Annotated in this window: 19 protein-coding genes; 2 read left to right on the top strand and 17 right to left on the bottom strand. The window is 47.1% G+C overall.

Translation table 11 applies throughout. From position 1 onward, the window contains the following. Positions 1–24: 24 nt before the first annotated feature. The 4 genes from GXP65_RS19600 to rlmD form a co-directional block, all read right to left on the bottom strand. A complete protein-coding gene (locus tag GXP65_RS19600) occupies positions 25–1,665 on the bottom strand; it encodes a CTP synthase (RefSeq protein ID WP_005531665.1) in 1,641 nt (546 codons plus the stop codon). Between the two features lie 151 nt (positions 1,666–1,816). After that, on the bottom strand, positions 1,817–2,614 hold the full coding sequence (mazG, locus tag GXP65_RS19605; RefSeq protein ID WP_038891109.1) for a nucleoside triphosphate pyrophosphohydrolase: 798 nt from the start codon (positions 2,612–2,614) through the stop codon (positions 1,817–1,819). A gap of 208 nt (positions 2,615–2,822) precedes the next feature. Continuing rightward, positions 2,823–5,042, bottom strand: a complete 2,220-nt coding sequence (gene relA, locus GXP65_RS19610; RefSeq protein ID WP_038891111.1) for a GTP diphosphokinase — start codon at positions 5,040–5,042, stop codon at positions 2,823–2,825. Positions 5,043–5,169: 127 nt separating this feature from the next. Further along, positions 5,170–6,489, bottom strand: coding sequence for a 23S rRNA (uracil(1939)-C(5))-methyltransferase RlmD (gene rlmD, locus GXP65_RS19615; RefSeq protein WP_134976371.1), 1,320 nt, complete (start codon positions 6,487–6,489; stop codon positions 5,170–5,172). Positions 6,490–6,681: 192 nt separating this feature from the next. On the opposite strand from rlmD, the gene barA reads away from it, so the two are divergent. Then, the gene (gene barA / locus GXP65_RS19620) at positions 6,682–9,480 is read left to right on the top strand and encodes a two-component sensor histidine kinase BarA (protein WP_162093531.1); all 2,799 of its coding nucleotides are present in this window, start codon (positions 6,682–6,684) and stop codon (positions 9,478–9,480) included. An 89-nt stretch (positions 9,481–9,569) separates the two neighbouring features. On the opposite strand, the gene acpS is transcribed toward barA, so the two are convergent. The 11 genes from acpS to rpoE form a co-directional block, all read right to left on the bottom strand. Then, a complete protein-coding gene (gene acpS, locus GXP65_RS19625; RefSeq protein ID WP_162093532.1) occupies positions 9,570–9,950 on the bottom strand; it encodes a holo-ACP synthase in 381 nt (126 codons plus the stop codon). A 12-nt stretch (positions 9,951–9,962) separates the two neighbouring features. Then, entirely contained in the window at positions 9,963–10,694 is a 732-nt protein-coding gene (gene pdxJ / locus GXP65_RS19630; protein ID WP_005426507.1) for a pyridoxine 5'-phosphate synthase, read from the bottom strand. Further along, on the bottom strand, positions 10,691–11,422 hold the full coding sequence (gene recO, locus GXP65_RS19635) for a DNA repair protein RecO (RefSeq protein ID WP_005426504.1): 732 nt from the start codon (positions 11,420–11,422) through the stop codon (positions 10,691–10,693). The genes pdxJ and recO overlap by 4 nt, the downstream gene beginning before the upstream one ends. Before the next feature lie 129 nt (positions 11,423–11,551). Beyond that, positions 11,552–12,514 (bottom strand): GTPase Era, encoded by a 963-nt coding sequence (era, locus tag GXP65_RS19640; RefSeq protein WP_005531651.1) that lies wholly within the window; start codon positions 12,512–12,514, stop codon positions 11,552–11,554. Next, entirely contained in the window at positions 12,507–13,184 is a 678-nt protein-coding gene (gene rnc / locus GXP65_RS19645) for a ribonuclease III (protein ID WP_017189113.1), read from the bottom strand. Before rnc ends, era begins: the two co-directional genes overlap by 8 nt. A 20-nt stretch (positions 13,185–13,204) precedes the next feature. After that, positions 13,205–14,104 carry a signal peptidase I gene (lepB, locus tag GXP65_RS19650; protein WP_162093533.1) on the bottom strand — a complete coding sequence of 300 codons (900 nt, stop codon included), beginning with the start codon at positions 14,102–14,104 and terminating at the stop codon, positions 13,205–13,207. A 104-nt stretch (positions 14,105–14,208) separates the two neighbouring features. Then, on the bottom strand, positions 14,209–16,002 hold the full coding sequence (gene lepA / locus GXP65_RS19655; RefSeq protein ID WP_045395395.1) for a translation elongation factor 4: 1,794 nt from the start codon (positions 16,000–16,002) through the stop codon (positions 14,209–14,211). 127 nt (positions 16,003–16,129) lie between these two features. Continuing rightward, a complete protein-coding gene (locus tag GXP65_RS19660) occupies positions 16,130–16,600 on the bottom strand; it encodes a SoxR reducing system RseC family protein (RefSeq protein WP_012128921.1) in 471 nt (156 codons plus the stop codon). Then, the gene (rseB, locus tag GXP65_RS19665; protein ID WP_005531641.1) at positions 16,597–17,562 is read right to left on the bottom strand and encodes a sigma-E factor regulatory protein RseB; all 966 of its coding nucleotides are present in this window, start codon (positions 17,560–17,562) and stop codon (positions 16,597–16,599) included. The genes GXP65_RS19660 and rseB overlap by 4 nt, the downstream gene beginning before the upstream one ends. Beyond that, entirely contained in the window at positions 17,559–18,185 is a 627-nt protein-coding gene (locus tag GXP65_RS19670) for a sigma-E factor negative regulatory protein (RefSeq protein ID WP_005449785.1), read from the bottom strand. Before GXP65_RS19670 ends, rseB begins: the two co-directional genes overlap by 4 nt. A 26-nt stretch (positions 18,186–18,211) precedes the next feature. Beyond that, a complete protein-coding gene (rpoE, locus tag GXP65_RS19675; RefSeq protein WP_005449784.1) occupies positions 18,212–18,790 on the bottom strand; it encodes an RNA polymerase sigma factor RpoE in 579 nt (192 codons plus the stop codon). 558 nt (positions 18,791–19,348) lie between these two features. Between rpoE and nadB the strand changes: the two genes are divergently transcribed. Continuing rightward, the gene (nadB, locus tag GXP65_RS19680) at positions 19,349–20,956 is read left to right on the top strand and encodes an L-aspartate oxidase (protein WP_162093534.1); all 1,608 of its coding nucleotides are present in this window, start codon (positions 19,349–19,351) and stop codon (positions 20,954–20,956) included. 34 nt (positions 20,957–20,990) lie between these two features. Here nadB and GXP65_RS25290 read toward each other — a convergent pair whose 3' ends face one another. Next, positions 20,991–21,431 (bottom strand): protein YgfX, encoded by a 441-nt coding sequence (locus tag GXP65_RS25290; protein WP_308736799.1) that lies wholly within the window; start codon positions 21,429–21,431, stop codon positions 20,991–20,993. Next, complete coding sequence (locus tag GXP65_RS19690; RefSeq protein WP_005429937.1) at positions 21,379–21,639, bottom strand: succinate dehydrogenase assembly factor 2; 261 nt, start codon at positions 21,637–21,639, stop codon at positions 21,379–21,381. Before GXP65_RS19690 ends, GXP65_RS25290 begins: the two co-directional genes overlap by 53 nt. Positions 21,640–21,755: the final 116 nt, after the last annotated feature.

Genomic DNA, 21,755 nt, shown 5'->3' on the forward strand with positions numbered 1-21,755 from the left:
ACCTTCGCCGCTGCCCGTATCCTTTTACTTCTCGAATTCGCCGCGAGCGTTTTGGCCAGCAGCTTTAACGAAACCTGCGAATAGTGGGTGACCATCGCGAGGCGTCGAGGTGAATTCTGGGTGGAATTGAGCCGCTACAAACCATGGGTGAGCTGGGTTCTCAATCATTTCCACTAGTTTCTTATCCGCTGATAGGCCAGATACTTTCAGACCTGCTTTTTCGATTTGCGGACGAAGATTGTTGTTTACTTCGTAACGGTGACGGTGACGCTCATGAATTGTCGCGTTGCCGTATAGTTCACGAGCTTTCGTACCTTTTTCTAGGTGACATAGCTGTGAACCAAGACGCATCGTACCACCTAGGTCAGACGTTTCAGTACGTTCTTCAACTTTACCTTCGCCGTCTACCCATTCAGTGATCAAACCTACCACAGGGTACTTAGTGTCTTTGTTAAATTCTGTTGAATGCGCACCTTCCATACCCGCTACGTTACGCGCGTATTCGATAAGTGCTACTTGCATGCCTAGACAGATACCTAGGTAAGGTACTTTGTTTTCACGAGCGTATTGTGCTGCGCGAATCTTACCTTCGATACCACGGTCACCGAAGCCGCCAGGTACTAGGATTGCATCTAGACCTTCAAGTACTTCTACGCCTTTCGTCTCAACATCTTGAGAGTCTACGTATTTAATTGTGACGTTTAGACGGTTTTTCAAGCCTGCGTGTTTAAGTGCTTCGTTTACTGACTTGTAAGCATCTGGTAGTTCGATGTATTTACCGACCATACCGATAGTTACTTCACCAGTTGGGTTCGCTTCTTCGTAGATAACCTGTTCCCATTCAGACAGGTCAGCTTCTGGTGCGTTGATACCAAAGCGAGCACAAACTAGGTCATCTAGACCTTGAGACTTAACAAGTTGAGGGATCTTGTAGATAGAATCTACGTCCTTCATTGAGATAACTGCTTTTTCTTGTACGTTACAGAAAAGAGCGATTTTCTTACGCTCGTTCGCTGGGATCATACGATCAGAGCGACAAACTAGAATATCTGGTTGGATACCGATAGACAGCAGCTCTTTAACAGAGTGCTGAGTTGGCTTAGTTTTCACTTCACCTGCAGCTGCTAGGTAAGGAACTAGCGTTAGGTGCATGAACATTGCGCGTTCACGGCCTAGTTCTACAGCAAGCTGACGGATAGCTTCCATAAATGGTAGTGATTCGATATCACCTACCGTACCACCGACTTCAACGATAGCAACATCATGGCCTTCAGAACCTGCGATTACGCGGTCTTTGATAGCATTAGTGATGTGAGGGATAACCTGAATGGTTGCACCTAGGTAATCACCGCGACGTTCTTTACGTAGTACGTCTGCATAAACACGACCAGCAGTGAAGTTGTTACGCTTAGTCATCTTGGTGCGGATGAAACGCTCGTAGTGACCAAGGTCAAGGTCAGTCTCTGCGCCATCTTCCGTAACGAACACTTCACCGTGTTGAGTTGGGCTCATTGTGCCTGGATCAACGTTGATGTAAGGGTCAAGCTTCATCATAGTCACTTTAAGACCACGAGCTTCTAGAATAGCGGCAAGAGATGCTGCTGCAATACCTTTACCTAGAGAGGATACAACCCCGCCAGTAACAAAAATGTAATTTGTCGTCATGTTTAACCTGAAATTGGTTGAATGAGGGAAATGGAGTGCTTCTGGACGGGACGTAAATATACCAGAAGCTCCTAACCGCCACAACGTGAAATCTATCACACCGTAATTTTTTATTTTTTGCTTCAAATCAAATTCGAGTATTCATGCAATTTCAGCTTCGCTCTTCCCGTTTCACTTCATCCCACATGGAATCGAGTTCATCTAGAGTAAAGTCTGTGAGCTGCTTACCGTGCGCTGCAACTTTAGTTTCCACGCCTTTAAAGCGTTTCGAGAACTTTAAGTTGGCTTTTGCCAGTGCTACTTCTGGGTCTTTCCCTAAGTGACGCGACAGGTTCACGGTAGCAAATAAAAGATCGCCTAATTCAAGTTCGACTTTTTCCTCATCCGGCGTAATTTGAAGCGCTTCTTCCATTACCTCTTCAATTTCTTCCTGCACTTTGCCTACAACCGGGCCAAGCGAATCCCAATCGAAGCCAAATTTTGCGCACTTTTTCTGGATCTTTGTAGCACGCGAAAGCGCAGGTAGAGAGTTTGGTATTGAGTCTAGAATACTTTCTTCAGCTTTGCCTACTTGTGCTTTCTCTTTCGCTTTTTCCGCTTCCCAGTTTGCGTTAATCGCTTCTTCAGAATCGAACTCTACTTCTGAAAAAACATGAGGATGGCGACGCGTCAGCTTCTCGTTAACGGTTTCCACCACATCAGAAAACTCGAACAATCCCTGCTCTTTCGCCATTTGGCTGTAGAAAATCACTTGGAACAATAAGTCACCCAACTCTTCTTGCAAGTTCGGCCAATCACGGTTTTGAATCGCATCCACCACTTCGTAGGTTTCTTCGATAGTGTGCGGAACAATGGTGTCGAAGGTCTGCTTTAAATCCCAAGGGCAACCGCTTTCTGGGTCACGCAGCTTCGCCATAATTTGTTCTAACTGTTCAATTGGATGACTCATTTTCTGTTCCTTTAAACCTTTCTATCTAAAGAAAAAGGTGAGCGGCCAAAACCACTCACCTTTAATTTGTTTTCTAACTGTTTTTACTAAGTAGTTGGTTCTTCTGGCAAGGCAGCAAACTTATGAGACCCATGAGCATAGCTTGCCTATGAGATTGGGCCACATAAGTGCAGCTAACGCCGCTAGAAAGCCAAATACGACGTAAAAATTAGCCTAAGCGTTTAACCGACATCACATCCTTGATCTGCTCAACACGCTTCGAAACGCGTGAGAACACTTCAAGGTTGGTCACTTCAAGGTCAAAGTCCATGATCGACATTTGCGTGCGGTAATCGACACGGCTCTTCATGCTGGTGACCTTGATTTTCTCGTTCGCAAATAGCGTTGTGATGTCTTTTAGTAGACCACCACGTTCCATCGCTTCAACACGAACCGTCAAGATGTAAGAACCGACAAAGCCGCTACCCCAAACGGTATCAATGATACGTTCTGGTGCGTGATGACGAAGTTCTTCTAGTTGCTCACAGTCACTACGGTGCACCGAAATACCACGACCTTGAGTGATGTAACCTGAGATCTCATCACCTGGGATCGGCTGACAACAGCGCGCTAGGTGCGTCATTAAGTTATCGACACCTTCTACCACAACCGCATCTTTCTTCGGACGGCTTTGCGCTGGCGCGCGATTTTCTGCTTCTTGCAGTTTTTCTAGCGCTTGCTGGTCTTCCTCTTCCGCGGTTGGTTTGTTTACCAACGCGTTGATGTGATTGATGATCTGGTTGATACGCAAGTCACCACTACCAATACCAACATACAACTCATCAGCACTATTAACGTTAAAGCGTTTCAGCGCGTAGTTATCAGCGTCTTTCAGTGTCGCGCCGATTTTCGCCAGTTCGTGTTCTAGAATTTCACGACCCGCTTCTAGGTTCTTCTCACGACTTTGCTTGCGGAACCAAGCGTTGATCTTCGCACGTGCTCGGCTCGACGTCACAAAACCCAGCGTCGGGTTCAACCAATCACGTGAAGGGTTTGGCTCTTTCTGAGTGATGATTTCAACCTGATCGCCCATTTGCAGTTTATGAGTGAACGGAACGATACGCCCCGCCACTTTGGCACCGATACAACGGTGACCCACTTCTGAGTGAATGTGGTAAGCGAAATCGAGCGGGGTTGCGCCCATTGGTAGATCGACAACATCGCCACGTGGGGTAAAGGCATACACGCGGTCATCAAATACCTGACTACGTAGCTCGTCCAGCATCTCACCAGAGTCGGACATCTCTTCTTGCCAATCGAGTAGCTTACGTAGCCACGTGATCTTCTCATCGTAACCGCTGCGGCTGCTTGCGCCTTCTTTGTATTTCCAGTGCGCTGCAACACCGAGCTCAGAATCTTCGTGCATTTCTTTAGTACGAATCTGGATCTCGATGGTCTTACCTTCAGGGCCAAGAATCACGGTATGGATAGACTGGTAACCGTTTGGTTTCGGGTTTGCTACGTAATCGTCGAACTCACTTGGTAAGTGTTTATATTTGGTGTGAACCACACCCAGAGCGGCATAACAGTCTTGAAGTTTGTCAGCGATGATACGTACCGCGCGTACGTCAAACAATTCATCAAACGCCAGACTCTTCTTCTGCATTTTGCGCCAGATACTGTAGATGTGCTTTGGACGACCACTGACTTCTGCGTTGATGCCGCATACGGTCATTTCTTGGGTAAGGTCGTCGACAAAGTCTTTGATGTATTGTTCACGGACAATACGACGCTCAGCCAATTGCTTCGCGATTTGCTTGTAGGTTTCTGGTTGTTGGTAGCGGAAGGCGTAATCTTCGATTTCCCACTTCAGCTGACCAATACCAAGGCGGTTTGCCAGAGGCGCATAGATGTTTGCACACTCTTTTGCCGCTGCACGACGAACTTCGTCCGGCGCTTTTTTTACTTCAATCAGGTTACAGATACGTTCTGCCAGCTTGATAACCACGCAACGGAAATCATCCACCATTGCCAACAGCATGCGACGAACGTTATCGACTTGAGACGAGGCAGCTCCACCATCCATTGTTACATTCAACTGGCCGATTGCCGCCATTTCATCGACGCCATCGATCAGCTTAATGATTTCTTTGCTGTATTTTTCCTCAAGGAGTTCTCTATCAAAAGCACCACTTGAGACCAAAGGGAACAGCTGCGCAGCGACGAGTGTCGCTTTATCCATCGACAAGGTGATCAAGATTTCGATCATCTCTCGTCCACGCCACAACAAAAGCTCCGCCTGCTCGTTATCCGCCAATACAGATTGGCAGTCACGATACACTTCGGTTAAGCGTTTCGCTGTGTTCTTCTCTTGACCTAGGCTAGCCACCCAGTTTTCAAGTTCAAACTGTTCATCTTGGTTTAAATGCGCGCTTCTTACCGCAACCATCTCATCATCCTAATTATTATATTTGTGTGGTTTGACTAACACCATCCAGGTTAGTTCTTGTGCCAAGCCTTAAGCGTTGGCTTATTGACCACCCTCCACGAGTAAGTGATCAATAAAGTCCCAATTATCAGGACTTTTCAAACAGTGCCATCGACTCTAGATGGCTGGTATGAGGGAACATGTCCAGCATACCTAATTTGGTTAATTGGTAGCCTTGCTCCAGCAAGCTCTGGCTATCCCTTGCAAGGGTAGCAGGATTACAAGAAACATAAACTATACGGCGTGCGCCAAGTACAGAAACTTGATCAATGATCCCACTCGCACCCGCACGTGCTGGATCGAGCAGCACTTTGTCGAATTGTTCAGCCGCCCAAACTTGCCCTTCAAAATCTTGCTCAAGGTTAGCGTGATAAAATCGAGCGTTATTGATTTGGTTCAAAGATGCATTGTTTGCTGCCTTTTCCACCATTTCTGCCACACCTTCTACGCCAACCACGTGTTTTGCACGTTTCGCGATAGGCAAACTGAAGTTACCTAAACCACAGAACAAATCTAACACTCGCTCGTCACTTTGTGGGTCTAACCACTCCACTGCCTGAGCAACCATTTTCTGGTTTACCGCTTGGTTCACTTGAATAAAGTTATTTGGCGTAAATGGCACGGTGACACCCGCTTCTTGATAGAAAGGCACTTCACCTTCAATCAAATCAAGCTGATCGGTTTCTGGCATCAAGTAGAGCGATGCATTGTGACGCTTCGCTAATTCCACCAACGAGTTGGTTTCTTTTTCCGTCAGTTTGCTCAGATGACGCAATGTGATGCATGGACCGTTGTCGCCTAGCACCAACTCTACGTGACCAAGTTGCTCTGGCTTCTTAAACACTTTTAACGTCGAGTAGATTTCTGGCAATAGCATATTCAACTCAGGGGCGAGCACAGGACAATCCGTCACTTGTGCAATTTGCTTACTCTGCTTTTTACGGAAACCAAAGTGCAGCTGACGAGTCTTTTTGTCCACGAACAAGCTCACACGAGCACGGCGACGGTAGCCAAGAGATTCACCCAACACAGGCGCATCCAACTCGATATCACTGCCGGCAAATTTTCTCATTAACTGACGAAGCGTTTGCTGCTTGTGCGTCAATTGTTGGTCATAGTTCAAATGCTGCAGATCACAGCCACCACATTCATGGTAATGGGGACAAAATGGCTCCACGCGGGCGTCACTCGGTTTAAGGATTTTAATCAACTTACCGCGAGCGAACTTGCTCTTTTCTTCCACCAATTGGGTTACCACTTCCTCACCCGGTAGCGCACCATCGATAAACAATGGTTTCTTCTTAAGGTAAGCAATGCCTGCGCCGTGGTGATCCAAACGCTCTACTTGCACCGCTTGGTGACGGGTATTCAATTGCGTTTTCTTTTTAGGTTGAAAGATACGTGCCATGCTCTGTGCCTGATTTGTGTCTAATTGCTCTACTGCTTCACTATTCTTGCTTGCAGCCGTTGTGTGATTCGAGTGACTTGATTATGCTTACCGTTTATCCGGTGACGTCACTTTTTTGCTCAAGGCTTTATCGTGCGCTTGAGAAATAATGCGTTATTTTCCCATATCCAGACTCCGATGTAATTAGATAACATGACCAGATATGGCTTAAGAGCACGTGTAATTACACTAACTCTCGCTCCCACTCTTATTATTGGTTTATTACTGAGCGGCTTTTTCTCATTCAACCGCTACCAAGACCTAGAGAAACAAGTTATCACCACAGGTAATAGCATTATCGAACCGCTTGCGATTGCCAGTGAAACTCACCTGCTTTCCGAAAGCCGCGAGGCCGTTCGCCGCCTTATCAGTTACGCTCACCGTAAGAATTCGAAACTGGTTCGCAGTATTGCGGTATTCGATGAAAATCATGAGCTTTTCGTCACTTCTAACTTCCATCCCAATTTTGAAGCTCTGATGTTCCCGAAGGATAAACCGATCCCTCAGTTAGGGGACTCGGAAATCTTCGATAACTCGCTTATTCTTCGTGTGCCGATTCTATCTGAAGGTCACTATCTTTCGGAGCTCTCAAATGAGAATCAGGGTACAAAAGCCATCGGCTACATCGCCGTAGAAATGGATCTTTCGTCACTTCGCTTGCAGCAATATCAAGAAGTCTTCTCTGCCTTCTTGGTGTTGATCCTTGGTCTTGGTCTCGCGAGTGTGTTCGCCTCTCGCCTCATGCATGATGTAACCCAGCCGATCACCCACATGAAGAACGTTGTGGACCGCATTCGTCGTGGTCACCTTGATGTGCGTATCGAAGGCAAAATGCACGGTGAGTTGGACCAGTTGAAAAACGGTATCAACGCCATGGCGGTCTCGCTGTCGGAATACCACGTTGAGATGCAGCACAGTATAGACCAAGCGACATCAGACTTGCGTGAGACTCTGGAACAGCTAGAGATTCAGAACGTGGAGTTGGACATCGCGAAGAAGCGTGCCCAAGAAGCAGCACGTGTGAAATCCGAATTCTTGGCGAACATGTCTCACGAACTTCGTACTCCGCTGAATGGTGTGATTGGCTTTACCCGCCAGATGCTGAAAACACAGCTATCGAACAGCCAAACGGATTACTTGCAGACCATTGAGAAGTCCGCAAACAACCTACTGAACATCATCAACGACATCCTCGACTTCTCGAAACTGGAAGCCGGTAAGCTAGCACTGGAAAATATTCCGTTTGAATTCCGTGAAAGCTTAGAAGAAGTAATCAACCTACAAGCCACCAGCGCGCACGAAAAAGGATTGGAAATCACCTTGAAAGTGGATCCGAAGATCCCGCAAGGCTTGGTGGGTGACCCACTTCGTATCCAACAAATTCTCACCAACTTGGTCGGCAACTCCATCAAGTTTACTGAGCGCGGTAATATCGACATTAGCGTTGAGATGCGCTCACAATCTGGTGATTCGGTCGAACTGCAATTCATGGTGCGCGATACTGGTATTGGTATCTCTGAGCGTCAGCAAGCGCAGTTGTTCCAAGCGTTTAGCCAAGCGGATGCAAGTATTTCACGTCGCTATGGTGGTACCGGTCTGGGTCTGGTTATCACTCAGAAACTAGTAAGCCAGATGGGCGGCGAAATCAGCCTAACCAGTCGCCTACACCAAGGTTCAACCTTCTGGTTTACGGTTCGCTTGCACTCAACTGAAATGCCAATGAGCGATCTGATTGAAGTCGAACTACTGACTGGCAAGCAATTGTTGTTGGTTGAACCGAACATGCAAGCGGCGTCAGTGACACAGCAGATCCTGAGCCAAGAAGGTATTCTGGTGACCTACCGCTCTTCGTTGCCAGAAAACGATGAGAACTACGATTACGTCTTGTTGAACTTGGCTGCCAACCAAACCTACGATGATCAATCGGTAGCGTCTTGGATTGAACAAGCCAAACGCATGGCACCGAGTGTGATCATGGGTACGCCGAGTACCGAACTGGCACTGGCAGATCAAGTGATGAACGATCATCAGATCCAATGTCTGACCAAGCCATTATCACGTCGCAAGCTTCTACAAAGTCTGATCACAGATCATGTCGAAACGCCTCAAGCGGTAATTGCTCCAATTGAGCCTGTAGTGAATGAACGCTTGCCACTGACGGTACTTGCGGTCGACGATAACCCAGCTAACTTGAAACTGATCTCTGCGCTATTGAAAGAGCGTGTAGAAACGGTAACAGCGTGCAGCAATGGTCAGCAAGCGGTGAATCTTGCGACTGAGAAGAAATACGATCTGATCTTCATGGACATTCAAATGCCATTGATGGACGGCGTGACGGCTTGTCAGCATATTAAAGAGCTAGAGCTGAACAAAGACACCCCAGTGATTGCGGTGACCGCGCATGCCATGGCAGGCGAGCGTGACCGACTATTAGCAGCGGGGATGGATGACTACCTAACTAAACCAATCGAAGAGCATGTGCTGCAACAGGTTTTGGTCCACTGGAACCCAAATACCTGTACTGAGAGTGTCGACAAAATAGCGCCTTCTTATGTCGAACCGATTGTGGAGACTGCACCACCAGCACCAGAAAAACCACAGCAAGATGTCATCATCGACTGGCAAGCGGCATTGAAGCAAAGTGCCAACAAGGAAGACTTGGCCAAAGACATGCTGCGCATGCTGATTGATTTTATTCCTGAAGTGGAAGAAGTGGTCGATCAAGCTTTAGAACAAGAAGACTTCTCGCGTGATGACCTTATCCATGTGGTGCATAAACTTCACGGCAGCAGCTCTTACTGTGGCGTGCCGAGATTAAAGTCTCTGTGTGCAACCTTGGAACAAGCACTGCGCTCGGGCGCTGACATCGAAGACATCGAACCGGAAATGTTCGAACTGCAAGATGAAATGATTAAAGTAACCACGACGGCGAAACTCTATCTTGAACAGTAGAAAATAACGTAGTAAATCATAGATATAAAAAAGCCAGAGCATCAACTCTGGCTTTTTCGTATTCGGTTATTAATCCGTAATCAGACAAATTAGGATTCAAAAATCACCGTCGCGACCGCGTAATGACGTTCATCCGAAATGGATAGATGAACATGATTGACGCCCATCGACTCGGCGATTTGCTTCGCCACACCAGATAAGGTCAATATCGGTTTACCGAACTTATCATTCGAAACCGTAAAATCATGGAAGGTCACGCCTTTTGCGATGCCAGTTCCTAACGCTTTTGAGGCCGCCTCTTTTACTGCGAAACGCTTCGCAAGGTAGCGCCCTTTTTGCTTCAATTCAGCAAACTTAACCATTTCATCTTGCGACAAAATGCGCTTTGCGAAGGGCTCACCCGTACGACCGAGCGCTTTTTCAATGCGCTCAATCTCTGCGATGTCAGTGCCTAATCCTAAAATTGCCATGCTTAAATCTGATTACTTACGAGCCGCAACCATGATGGCTTTCATTTCTGCCACAGATTTTTCTAGACCATCGAAAACCGCACGGCCAATGATCGAGTGACCGATGTTCAGCTCGTAGATTTCTGGCAGTGCTGCGATTGGTGCAACGTTGTGGTAAGTCAGACCGTGACCTGCGTTTACGATGATACCTAGGTCATCAGCATAGCTCGCGCCTGCTGCGATCTTCTTCAGCTCATCTTGCTGATCTTCTTCTGTTGTCGCGTCTGCGTAGTGACCAGTGTGAAGCTCAATGTAAGGTGCGCCACAAGCTTTTGCCGCATCGATCTGTTGACGGTCAGCATCAATAAACAGAGAGACTTTGATGCCCGCTTCGGTAAGTTTTTGCGTTGCCGCTTTCACTTTCTCAAGTTGGCCTACAACATCCAGACCACCTTCTGTTGTCAACTCTTCACGTTTTTCAGGAACCAGACAAACGAACTCAGGCTTAGTTTGTAGCGCAATCTCAACCATCTCGTCCGTTACTGCCATTTCAAGGTTCATACGAGTTTGAATGGTTTCACGTAGGATACGTACGTCACGATCTAGAATGTGGCGACGGTCTTCACGTAGGTGGATGGTAATACCGTCAGCACCGGCACGCTCTGCGATCTCAGCAGCATGAACTGGATCTGGGTATTTAGTACCACGTGCATTACGTAGAGTGGCAATATGGTCGATATTAACGCCTAAGTAGATTGAGCTCATTTTCCGTTACTCCGTGCTCGATATGTCTGAATGAATAATTCGCGGCTTTTTAAAGGTTTGCCGCCAAGATACGGCTTTAATGCCATACGTGTAAAGCGTTTCGCCGCTTTTAATTGCTCTTTAGTGACGAACCGCCGTTCACTAATCGCAATCAATTCATTACCTAAAAATGTCAGGTTATCGCGCCTCACTGAGGCTATGAATCCCTTTTGCTCACGATAGCGGTAAGTCATCTCAGGATCGACTGGCTCCCCCGTCCCGGCGCAGTGTAAGAAATCGACGCCATAACCCATTGAAGACAGCAGGGCCAATTCAAAACGACGCAACCCCGGTTCAGGGTTATCACTCTGAGCCAATTCCGTTAGTGCATGCAGATAATCATGAAACAGCGCAGGCATCGGCACTTCCGCCATTAACACGCGCCCGACTAATTCATTTACGTACATTGCGGAGTAAAGGTTTATCCCGAACAACGGCAAACCCAAACTGATTGGCTCAGCCTGACGTAAGGTTTTCATAGAACCTTTGCCAGACCATTTCAGCAATAGTGGCGTGAAGGGCTGTAATGCCCCTTTAAGATTAGAGCGTTTGCTGCGCGCGCCTTTCGCCATCAGCGTGATACGACCATACTCCTCGCTGAATACATCAAGGATCAAGCTCGATTCACTGTAAGGGCGTCGGTGCAATACAAAGCAGCGCTGGAAGCCTTCTGAAGACTGGTTGCTCATTTCAATCAGTGTGCCTAAGTCGGTAATAAAAAAATAAGGAGCCAAGCGGCTCCTTATTTTAATCGATATTATATTTTAGTCGATGTTGGAACGAAGTGTCTTCGTTACCAAACTTACAAGCAACCAAACTTACAGGTCGTCGATGTAACCTAGTGAGCGCAGAGCACGTTCGTCATCTGCCCAACCAGATTTCACTTTTACCCAAGTCTCTAGGTAAACCTTACGACCGAATAGCTCTTCCATATCTAGACGCGCTTCACGACCAATTGTCTTGATCTTCTCGCCGCCTTTACCAATCACCATTTTCTTCTGACCATTACGTTCAACAAGAATTAGGGCGTTGATATGGAAACCATCGGTTTCTGGGTTGTAGTCGAAGCGCTCAATCTCAACTGTTACTGAGTATGGCAGCTCATCACCCGTGAAGCGCATTAACTTCTCACGTACGATTTCTGATGCCATGAAACGCTGAGAGCGGTCCGTCACGTATTCTTCTGGGAAGTGGTGCGTTGCTTTCGGTAGGTGATCGCGTACGTGCTTGCGCAGTACTTCAATGTTCTTACCGTGTTTTGCAGAGATTGGCACAACGTCAACGAAGTCCATCTTCTTCGACATGTCCATCATGTGCAGCATCACTTCATTACGATCTTGCACGTTGTCTACTTTGTTCACACAAAGTACAACTGGGAAGTTCGACTTCTGAAGCTTAGTCAGCACCATCTCGTCGTCGTTCGTCCAGTGCGTACCGTCGACCAAGAAGAACACTAGGTTCACATCACTTAGAGATGAGTTTGCCGCACGGTTCATCAAACGGTTAATCGCGCGCTTTTCTTCAATGTGAAGTCCTGGTGTATCTACGTAGATCGCTTGGTAATCGCCGTCTGTGTCCACACCCATGATGCGGTGACGCGTCGTCTGCGGTTTACGAGACGTGATCGAAATCTTCTGACCCAAGATTTTGTTCAGAAGCGTCGATTTGCCTACGTTTGGACGACCAACAATCGCAATGAAGCCACAGTGTTGGTTTTCTGGTGAACTTACTTCACCGTGTGATGCGAAAAACGCATCGATATCGAATTCGTTATCAGCCATTCGTTAATTGCTCAAGTGCCGTTTCTGCAGCCGCTTGTTCTGCCTTGCGGCGGCTGGTGCCTTTACCGATTACAGGCTTATCCACACCTGCTACGTCACACTCAACCGTGAACTCTTGGTTGTGCGCTTCACCTTTAATATTAGTCACTGTGTAGACAGGCAGCGGTTTTCTTCTGCCTTGCAGGAACTCTTGTAGGCGAGTTTTTGGATCTTTTTGTGATACGCCAGGCTTGATCGCCTCAAGACGCGAGTTGTACCAGCTCAGTACAATGCCGCGAACTTGTTCAATATCACTATCAAGGTAAATCGCACCAATAATGGCTTCTACCGCATCGGCTAGAATAGAGTCTCGGCGGAAACCGCCACTCTTCAATTCACCTGGACCTAATTTTAAATAATCTCCTAGATCGAATTCACGACCCAGTTCCGCCAATGTGTGCCCACGAACCAAGGTCGCGCGCATACGGCTCATGTCACCTTCGTTCACTTTCGGGAAACGATGGTACAGATCATCAGCGATGACAAAACTTAAAATTGAATCGCCCAGAAACTCAAGACGTTCATTATGCTTGCTGTTGGCGCTGCGGTGAGTCAGCGCCAAGTTGATAAGCCCAGCATCCTTAAATTGGTAGCCGAGCTTTCTCTCTAGTTTATCAATTGGAGAATTCATACTCTCTCGATATGTAATGGTTAGTGAATACCACCGATGCGGTTGAAACGCACACCAGTTGGAATCCATGAAGGTAGAACGCTGTCTGCGCCACGATCAAACTCGAAGCTGATCCAGATCGCAACAGCTTTACCGACTAAGTTTGCTTCTGGAACAAAGCCCCAGTAACGGCTGTCTGCACTGTTGTCACGGTTATCACCCATAACAAAGTACTGACCTTGTGGTACAACCCACTCGTTAACACCTGGACGTGGCTGGTAGTTCTGCACACGATCACGAGCGAGTGGATTCACCAGAATTTGGTGCTCAACTTCACCCAATTTTTCATTCATCTGAACCAGAGGAATACCATTTTGGATGAATGGGCTCTCTTCAACATTGCTCAACTTAACTGGCTTACAAGTTGATTCACCTTTCGACTGAATACATACCTGCTTATCCGCAGAGTAACGAACAGTATCACCTGGCAAACCAACCACACGCTTAATGTAGTCAATGTTTGGCTGAGGTGGGTATTTGAATACTACGATGTCGCCACGTTCTGGCTTGCCAGTTTCCACTAGCTGAGTGCGCCATACAGGATCTTTCAATCCGTACGCGTATTTCTCCACCAAAATGAAGTCACCCACTAATAGGGTTGGCATCATTGAGCCTGAAGGGATTTGGAACGGTTCATAGATAAAAGAACGTAATACCAATACGAATGCAATCACTGGGAAGATAGACACACTGTTCTCTACCCACCACGGTTGGCTTTCTACTTTTTGTAGCGTCACAGCATCCAGACCATTTGCTGTTTGCGCTTGGATCTCCGCTACTTTCGCTTGACGTTTTTTCGCAAACACCAGCTTTTCTAGTAGCCAAACTACGCCAGTTACCAAAGTCACGATAACTAGAATCAGTGAGAATGTATTCGCCATTAAATTCCCTTATCTAAAAATACGAAAGTGAAAGAGCCGAAACCCTTTCACTTATTTTACTATCTAACGTCTTATGACAGACAAGAGTACGAGATAGTTCAACTCTAGTCTTTACCAACGTGAAGAATTGCTAGGAACGCTTCTTGAGGCAGCTCTACGTTACCGATCTGCTTCATACGTTTCTTACCTTCTTTCTGTTTCTTCAGAAGTTTCTTCTTACGGCTCACGTCACCACCGTAACATTTCGCGATTACGTTCTTACGTAGCTGTTTCACTGTAGAACGCGCGATGATGTGGTTACCGATAGCCGCTTGGATCGCGATGTCGAACATCTGACGAGGAATGAACTCTTTCATTTTCTCAACAAGCTGACGACCACGAGTCTGAGACTGATCTTTGTGCGTAATCAGCGCTAGCGCATCCACTTTGTCGCCGTTCAGTAGTACGTCTACACGTACCATGTTCGATGCTTCAAAGCGTTGGAAGTTGTAATCCAGAGACGCGTAGCCACGTGATGTCGATTTCAAACGGTCGAAGAAGTCCAGTACCACTTCAGCCATTGGAATGTCGTAAGTGATCGCAACTTGGTTACCGTGGTAAACCATGTCCACCTGAACGCCACGCTTCTCAACACATAGTGTGATTACGTTACCTAGGTAGTCCGCTGGTACTAGGATGTTACAGCGCGCGATAGGCTCACGGATCTCTTCAATGTCGTTAACCGCTGGCAGTTTTGCAGGGCTATCAACGTACATTGTCTCACCGTTAGTTTGCTCTACTTCGTAAACTACGGTTGGTGCCGTTGTAATTAGGTCTAGGTCGTATTCACGTTCTAGACGCTCTTGGATGATTTCCATGTGCAGCATGCCTAGGAAACCACAACGGAAACCAAAGCCTAGTGCTGCTGAGTTTTCTGGCTCGTAGAATAGCGATGCATCGTTTAGGCTAAGTTTACCTAGTGCGTCACGGAAGTTTTCGTAATCATCAGAAGATACTGGGAATAGACCCGCGTATACCTGAGGTTTTACTTTCTTAAAGCCAGGAAGTGGCTTCTCGCTGCCGTTTTTCGCTAGCGTCAGCGTATCACCTACTGGTGCGCCTAGGATGTCTTTGATACCACAAACTACCCAGCCTACTTCGCCAGTACGCAGAACATCAGTGTCCACTTGCTTAGGCGTGAAGATACCTAGACGGTCCACACCCCAAGTTTGACCTGTGCTCATTACTTTGATCTTGTCGTTTTTCTTCAGTGAGCCGTTTTTAATACGAACCAAAGAAACAACGCCAAGGTAGTTATCGAACCATGAGTCGATGATCAGCGCTTGAAGTGGCGCATCTGGATCACCTTCTGGTGCTGGAATTGCTGATACGATGTTTTCTAGAACATCATCTACACCGATACCTGTCTTTGCAGAACAGCGGGTAGCTTCCATTGCATCAATACCAACGATTTCTTCAATTTCTTCCGCTACACGCTCAGGATCAGCAGCTGGTAGGTCAATCTTGTTTAGGATTGGCACAACCTCAAGATCCATTTCGATCGCGGTGTAACAGTTAGCTAGCGTTTGAGCCTCTACACCCTGACCTGCGTCAACCACCAGTAGCGCACCTTCACAAGCGGCTAGAGAACGTGATACTTCGTACGCAAAGTCAACGTGTCCCGGAGTATCGATGAAGTTCAACTGGTACGTTTCGCCGTCTTTAGCGGTGTAGTTCAGCGTCACACTCTGAGATTTGATGGTGATACCGCGCTCACGTTCAAGATCCATTGAATCCAGAACCTGTGCGGCCATTTCACGATCGCTTAATCCACCACAAACTTGGATTAAACGGTCAGATAGGGTCGACTTACCATGGTCGATGTGGGCGATAATCGAAAAGTTACGAATGTGCTTCATAGATTTAGGGTGACTAACTCTTTACAAATAGGGACAGTAAGAAAGCCGTCAGTTGACGGCATTTCAATCAAGTTGGCAGATTCTACCCAATTTCGTTAACGGGCGCACCTTATTTAAAGTCTAGAACTTATTGAATAGGTTCACCGAGAACTCGAATAAGGGTGACTTGGCGCTTTGACTCATCTTCAAGCGGGCGTGACACACGTTTTGCGAGCCACATACCACCAGCCGCAAACAACACCGAGGATAGGATAGTAATACCCTCACCACCTGTCGTTATAGGTGCAAGCAGGAAGTTGCCAATCACGGCACCGAGAATCAAACCAAACAGAGGAAGAAGGTAGACCGCCATAGCAGATTTGATCAGGCTTGATTCAGGAAAACCGATTTCCACGACTTGACCAACTTTGACGGATTTTGGAGTACGCAAATGCCACGACAGCGTTTTGTTACCAATGGCTTTGGTAACCACGCCTGTGCCGCAGCTTTTTTGCGATGAACAGCTGCTGCAACTGGTTTGTTGCTCACAGCTGAGATCGACATCGTATTGCTGACCGTGACGATGAACACCCGTCACGGTAGCCAATGCAGTCATCATTGCACTTCACTCTTTGTTACATTAAAAGTGACCGATTGTGCGATACGCTGAGCCGTTGCCGGTGGAATATCACCAACGACGGAAATTTCATGATTGCCGCTTATAAAGCTATGCAATGTGCGACGACCTTGACGAACCAGCTGGCCTTTCAACGAGTGCTCGTCTTTGTTCGCTACGTACACAGAGAAACTAAATAGTCCATCAGAGTACAGTTGGCTTTCTACCATTTGGTCGGTCACTGCCATACGGTAGCGATTCAGTTCATTTGGATGGAAACCTTCAGGCGTCCAACCTACATTCCAGTTACTCGTTCCAATATCACCTTTTGGCATTGTCAGAACCGCCGGCAACTGAACTTCTTCTAAGCCACTCATCAACTCAGCAATCTTAGGGTTTACTGAGTAAGAGATAGTACGGTACTGCTCAAGCATTTCACCATCGCGGTCAACTAGGTCAGCACGCAGTGGCAAATGGCTCTTCTCATCAATCCACAACACATATGAATAACGCAAGCCATCTTTTGGCACAATGCGCAGTACTTGTGTTGGTACGCCAGCTTCACGCGCACGCCCCACTTTTACGTAGTCGTAGTACAAGTTTAGCTCGTCAATATTGGCATTCAGCATTGGCATGATGGGAGCGACCATTTTACCCGATTCAATGGTAAACGGTTCTGCGCCAGTTTCGATGTAGCTTACTTCAGTGCCGCGACGGATCACTTCACGTACGGGACCACTTAAGTACACAAGGTGTGCGTACTGGTCTTTGTCGTGAGTCGCATGACGATACAGCAAAGGTTCAATGCTGTTCTTTTTGATAAGGATATAAGAGAGCTCGTAGCTTAAATTCTTGCTCGCCTCGCTCATTTGATGCAATAAAGCCTCCGCTGGCTTATCACCAGCAAAGGCTTGCGAAGACATCAGACTGAACAGAGCGCAAGCGCTGATCAGAAATTTTTTCATTCAATATCCGGAGTCAGATGTGCATCTTGCTGAGACGCATCACTGTTAATTCTTAGCTGCAATTCGTAGTCACGAAGCATAGCATGAACGCGTTTGCGTTGCTCTTGCATATTTGCTTCACCAACTGAACGCTCTACGGATTCACGCGTCAAGCTTACTGGTTCAGCACTGCCCGCGAATGGCACAGTCTGAAGTACAGGAAGTTGGTCTGCTTGCGGCGACATTGGGTCGCTACCACCATACTGCTGTACGCCTAGTATCACAACAAGTGATACACACGCAGCAACGGCTACTTGACCAAATTGAGTCAACCATGCAGGCAACTGGCGTTTCGCTTTTTGTGGCTCTGGTTGCGACTCTTTTGGCGCGTCGTTAATTGAAATTACGTTAGCACTGCGCGAATCGATAGCACGATGCACAGGCTCGTCTTCTAACGCTAACGCTACGCTTTCAGCAATATTCCACTCAGGCTTTGCTGGCGCTTCGCCTCGCATCACATCACCAATTAGGTGATAGTTCTGCCAAGCATCACGGCTCTCTTGGTCTTGCTCTAATTCTTGAATTAAAGCCTTATCGACCAATTCTCCATCCATGAGAGCTGAAAGTTTTTCTTTGTCAGCCATTATTTTCACCATAGTTATCACTTGTACTAGCGCTGCAAAAGAGGTTTGATTTTCTTTTCCACCGCCTCACGAGCACGGAAGATACGCGATCGTACCGTTCCCACCGGGCAATCCATTACTTCAGCAATTTCCTCGTAGCTTAAGCCATCAAGCTCACGCAGAGTCATTGCGGTTTTTAAATCTTCAGGTAAGGCCTCGATTGCACTGAACACTACCCGTTGCAATTCTTTGGACAACGTTAAGTTCTCAGGGTTCGAAATTTCTTTAAGTGCATTACCTGTTTCGTAAAATTCAGCTTCTTCAGCATCCACGTCTGTTGCTGGCGGTCTACGACCTTGGGCAACGATGTGATTTTTCGCAGTATTCACAGCAATGCGATACAGCCACGTGTAAAACGCACTTTCCCCACGAAAACTAGGGATAGCTCGGTAAGCTTTGATAAACGCTTCTTGTGCTACATCTGGAACATCGCCAGGATTACTTACGTATCTGGAGATAAGGTTACATACCTTGTTCTGGTACTTTGTTACCAGCAGGTTGAATGCTTGCTTATCGCCATTCTGAACTCGCTCAATCAATACTTGATCGGTCAGCTGCTCGTTCATTCGAGCGGATACTCCTATTTGTTATGCCCCTACTCTTCTCAGATATGGGTACTAATTATGCAAAACGTAGTATTGACACCACTGCTTACTTGAGCACTATTGTGACTCCGACGTGAATGAGAAAGTTCCATGGTTTCTCAAATTTTTTGTCATTGTTTTTTCACAGTGTGATGTCATTAGCCAAATCCCGCTCCTCGTCCGACTTAAGTCTCGTTTTGACAAGCGAGCATACTGATGGGGAAATGGGTATAATGGATGATCTCTGTCCCAGATTGTGCTGGGTAGAGCATAGAAAAGCAATGGCATTGACAAACTATTACTTTTCATTTGCATGGCTAATGGCTATCAGAACATCGCGTTGCAAACAAAACTCAGGAAGCATCCTCATGCCCAAAGCATGGAAAAACAAGAGTGGCTGAAGTCACCAAAGTAACGCCGATTTCGATACGTCTCCCAACTTAGCCCTTAGCGACGGATGTCGCGTTAATGGAATGCACATGGTGTGCAAAATATACACAAGGTAGCCTTGTTACCTTAGCTTGGGATTGTAAAAGTAATATGAACACAAATCGTGAACATGAATGTGATGTGTTAGTGGTAGGGAGTGGCGCCGCGGGCTTGTCGTTAGCTTTGCGTGTCGCAAACCACTGTAAGGTGATGGTTCTAAGTAAAGGACCACGCAGCGAAGGCGCAACGTTTTACGCGCAAGGTGGTATCGCTGCTGTATTCGATGAGTCGGACACGATTGAGTCTCACGTTGAAGATACGCAAATTGCCGGGGATGGTATCTGTGATGAAGAGACCGTTAAATTCATCGCGGAAAACTCAAAAGAGTGCGTGCAATGGTTGATTGATGGCGGTGTACCATTTGATCGTGAAGACGATGATTCTGACGATGAACCACGCTATCACTTAACTCGCGAAGGCGGTCACAGCCGTCGCCGTATATTGCACGCTGCCGATGCAACTGGCATGGCAATGCAAACCTCTCTGCAAGACAACGCACACAGCCACCCAAACATTCATGTTCTTGAACGTCATAATGCTCTGGATTTGATCACCGAAGATAAAATCGGCGGCGACAAAAACAAGATCATTGGTGCTTATATTTGGAACCGCAACGAAGAGCAGGTAGAAACTGTTCGCGCTAAATTTGTTGTACTGGCAACGGGCGGCGCTTCCAAAGTTTACCAATATACCTCTAACCCAGACGTATCATCTGGCGATGGTATTGCAATCGCATGGCGCGCAGGTTGTCGCGTTGCGAACATGGAATTCAACCAATTCCACCCGACCTGTCTGTTCCACCCAGAAGCGCGCAACTTCTTACTGACAGAAGCATTGCGTGGAGAAGGCGCGTATTTACGTCGTCCTGATGGTTCACGTTTTATGCCGGATTTCGACGAGCGTAAAGAGCTTGCTCCACGTGACGTCGTGGCTCGTGCGATCGACTTCGAAATGAAGCGCTTAGGTGCTGACTGCATGTACCTCGACATCAGCCACAAGCCAGCGGATTTCATTACTAAGCACTTCCCTACCATCTACTCTCGTTTGATGGATTTGGGTATCGACATGACTAAAGAGCCGATCCCAATTGTACCAGCAGCGCACTACACGTGCGGTGGCGTCATGGTCGATCAAAACGGTCATACCGACCTGAAGAACCTCTACGCAATTGGTGAAGTGAGCTACACAGGCTTGCACGGTGCGAACCGTATGGCATCGAACTCACTACTTGAGTGTGTGGTTTACGCATGGTCGGCAGCCAAAGACATTCTTAAACATCACAACGAAGTAGAACTAGCACAGCAGGTTCCCTGTTGGGATGAAAGCCAAGTGACCAACAGTGATGAAGAAGTGATCATCCAACATAACTGGCATGAGCTGCGCCTGTTTATGTGGGATTACATGGGCATCGTTCGTACCGATAAGCGCCTTGAACGTGCACTGCGTCGTATCCAGATGCTGCAACAAGAAACGCACGAGTACTACAGCCACTTCCGCGTATCGAACAACTTGCTAGAGCTACGTAACCTGCTGCAAGTCGCTGAGCTGATGGTGCGTTGCGCGATGCAGCGTAAAGAAAGTCGTGGCCTGCACTACACCTTGGATTATCCAAACCAGCTAGAAAATAGTGGCCCAACAATTCTTACACCAAACAAATAGCTCTGGCACTAAACAGTAACCGTCAGATACAAGATCAAATGGGGGCTTCGGCTCCCATTTTCCATTGACGTAATATCAAACACAGTTGGCGATAAGCCACATCCTCACAACTGTCTCGCCAAATTGTCGCACTTTCCCCCGACGTTAATTCAAACGTCACTTTGAACGCCGTAGCCGAAACATCAACGCTAGATAATGTCGAGGTTTGCTTGTCATTACGTACCGTGCCATCACGATGTAAATACCAGCGACCACAAGCAGAAGGCACGACAAAGCCGCCTTGCATTTGGCTGCGGAGAATCAGTAATAACAGATAAGTTGATAAGACGAGTGGGATGTCAGAACAGATAAGCGCCCAAACGCAACCTAGGAGAAGAAGTTGGTTGGCAATTTGGGCGTATAGAGACGTGTTAACCTTGAGATTAACGAACCTTGCTGAGGTTGTGCGCGACAATTTTATCAACCATCGATGCATGACCTAGGTTTTCGCTGCGACCGTGGCCCATCACCCAAGTAAACAGATCTGGATCATCACATTCTAATAGTGAGACAAAATCACGCTGCTCTTGCTCATTCAGTGCATCAAAGCACTCTTCAAAAAACGGCATAATCACCACGTCAAGCTCAAGCATGCCACGACGACAAGCCCATTTAATACGCGCCTTTTCTTCCGCAGTGTACATTCAGTATTCCTTCATAGATGTCTTGTTCTTAGTGCGGAGTGTAACAAGGGATGTGCAACGTCACTAGTGTGCGGGTCACAATATGTAGCCAAGTCGCTGCAAATCCTGAACGCATT

The sequence above is a fragment of the Vibrio sp. LB10LO1 genome, from assembly GCF_010092875.1.
In the GTDB taxonomy this organism is placed as follows: Bacteria; Pseudomonadota; Gammaproteobacteria; order Enterobacterales; family Vibrionaceae; genus Vibrio; species Vibrio campbellii.

Bases quoted from the DNA above. Each gene is read 5' to 3' on its own strand.
- GXP65_RS19600 (WP_005531665.1), bottom strand. From the start codon at position 1,665: ATGACGACAAATTACATTTTTGTTACTGGCGGGGTTGTATCCTCTCTA.
- nadB (WP_162093534.1), top strand. From the start codon at position 19,349: ATGAACACAAATCGTGAACATGAATGTGATGTGTTAGTGGTAGGGAGT.
- GXP65_RS25290 (WP_308736799.1), bottom strand. From the start codon at position 21,431: ATGCATCGATGGTTGATAAAATTGTCGCGCACAACCTCAGCAAGGTTC.
- rnc (WP_017189113.1), bottom strand. From the start codon at position 13,184: ATGAATTCTCCAATTGATAAACTAGAGAGAAAGCTCGGCTACCAATTT.
- era (WP_005531651.1), bottom strand. From the start codon at position 12,514: ATGGCTGATAACGAATTCGATATCGATGCGTTTTTCGCATCACACGGT.
- acpS (WP_162093532.1), bottom strand. From the start codon at position 9,950: ATGGCAATTTTAGGATTAGGCACTGACATCGCAGAGATTGAGCGCATT.
- rlmD (WP_134976371.1), bottom strand. From the start codon at position 6,489: ATGGCACGTATCTTTCAACCTAAAAAGAAAACGCAATTGAATACCCGT.
- rpoE (WP_005449784.1), bottom strand. From the start codon at position 18,790: ATGAACGAGCAGCTGACCGATCAAGTATTGATTGAGCGAGTTCAGAAT.
- GXP65_RS19660 (WP_012128921.1), bottom strand. From the start codon at position 16,600: ATGATGACTGCATTGGCTACCGTGACGGGTGTTCATCGTCACGGTCAG.
- barA (WP_162093531.1), top strand. From the start codon at position 6,682: ATGACCAGATATGGCTTAAGAGCACGTGTAATTACACTAACTCTCGCT.
- GXP65_RS19670 (WP_005449785.1), bottom strand. From the start codon at position 18,185: ATGGCTGACAAAGAAAAACTTTCAGCTCTCATGGATGGAGAATTGGTC.
- mazG (WP_038891109.1), bottom strand. From the start codon at position 2,614: ATGAGTCATCCAATTGAACAGTTAGAACAAATTATGGCGAAGCTGCGT.
- GXP65_RS19690 (WP_005429937.1), bottom strand. From the start codon at position 21,639: ATGTACACTGCGGAAGAAAAGGCGCGTATTAAATGGGCTTGTCGTCGT.
- recO (WP_005426504.1), bottom strand. From the start codon at position 11,422: ATGAGCAACCAGTCTTCAGAAGGCTTCCAGCGCTGCTTTGTATTGCAC.
- lepB (WP_162093533.1), bottom strand. From the start codon at position 14,104: ATGGCGAATACATTCTCACTGATTCTAGTTATCGTGACTTTGGTAACT.
- relA (WP_038891111.1), bottom strand. From the start codon at position 5,042: ATGGTTGCGGTAAGAAGCGCGCATTTAAACCAAGATGAACAGTTTGAA.
- rseB (WP_005531641.1), bottom strand. From the start codon at position 17,562: ATGAAAAAATTTCTGATCAGCGCTTGCGCTCTGTTCAGTCTGATGTCT.
- pdxJ (WP_005426507.1), bottom strand. From the start codon at position 10,694: ATGAGCTCAATCTACTTAGGCGTTAATATCGACCATATTGCCACTCTA.
- lepA (WP_045395395.1), bottom strand. From the start codon at position 16,002: ATGAAGCACATTCGTAACTTTTCGATTATCGCCCACATCGACCATGGT.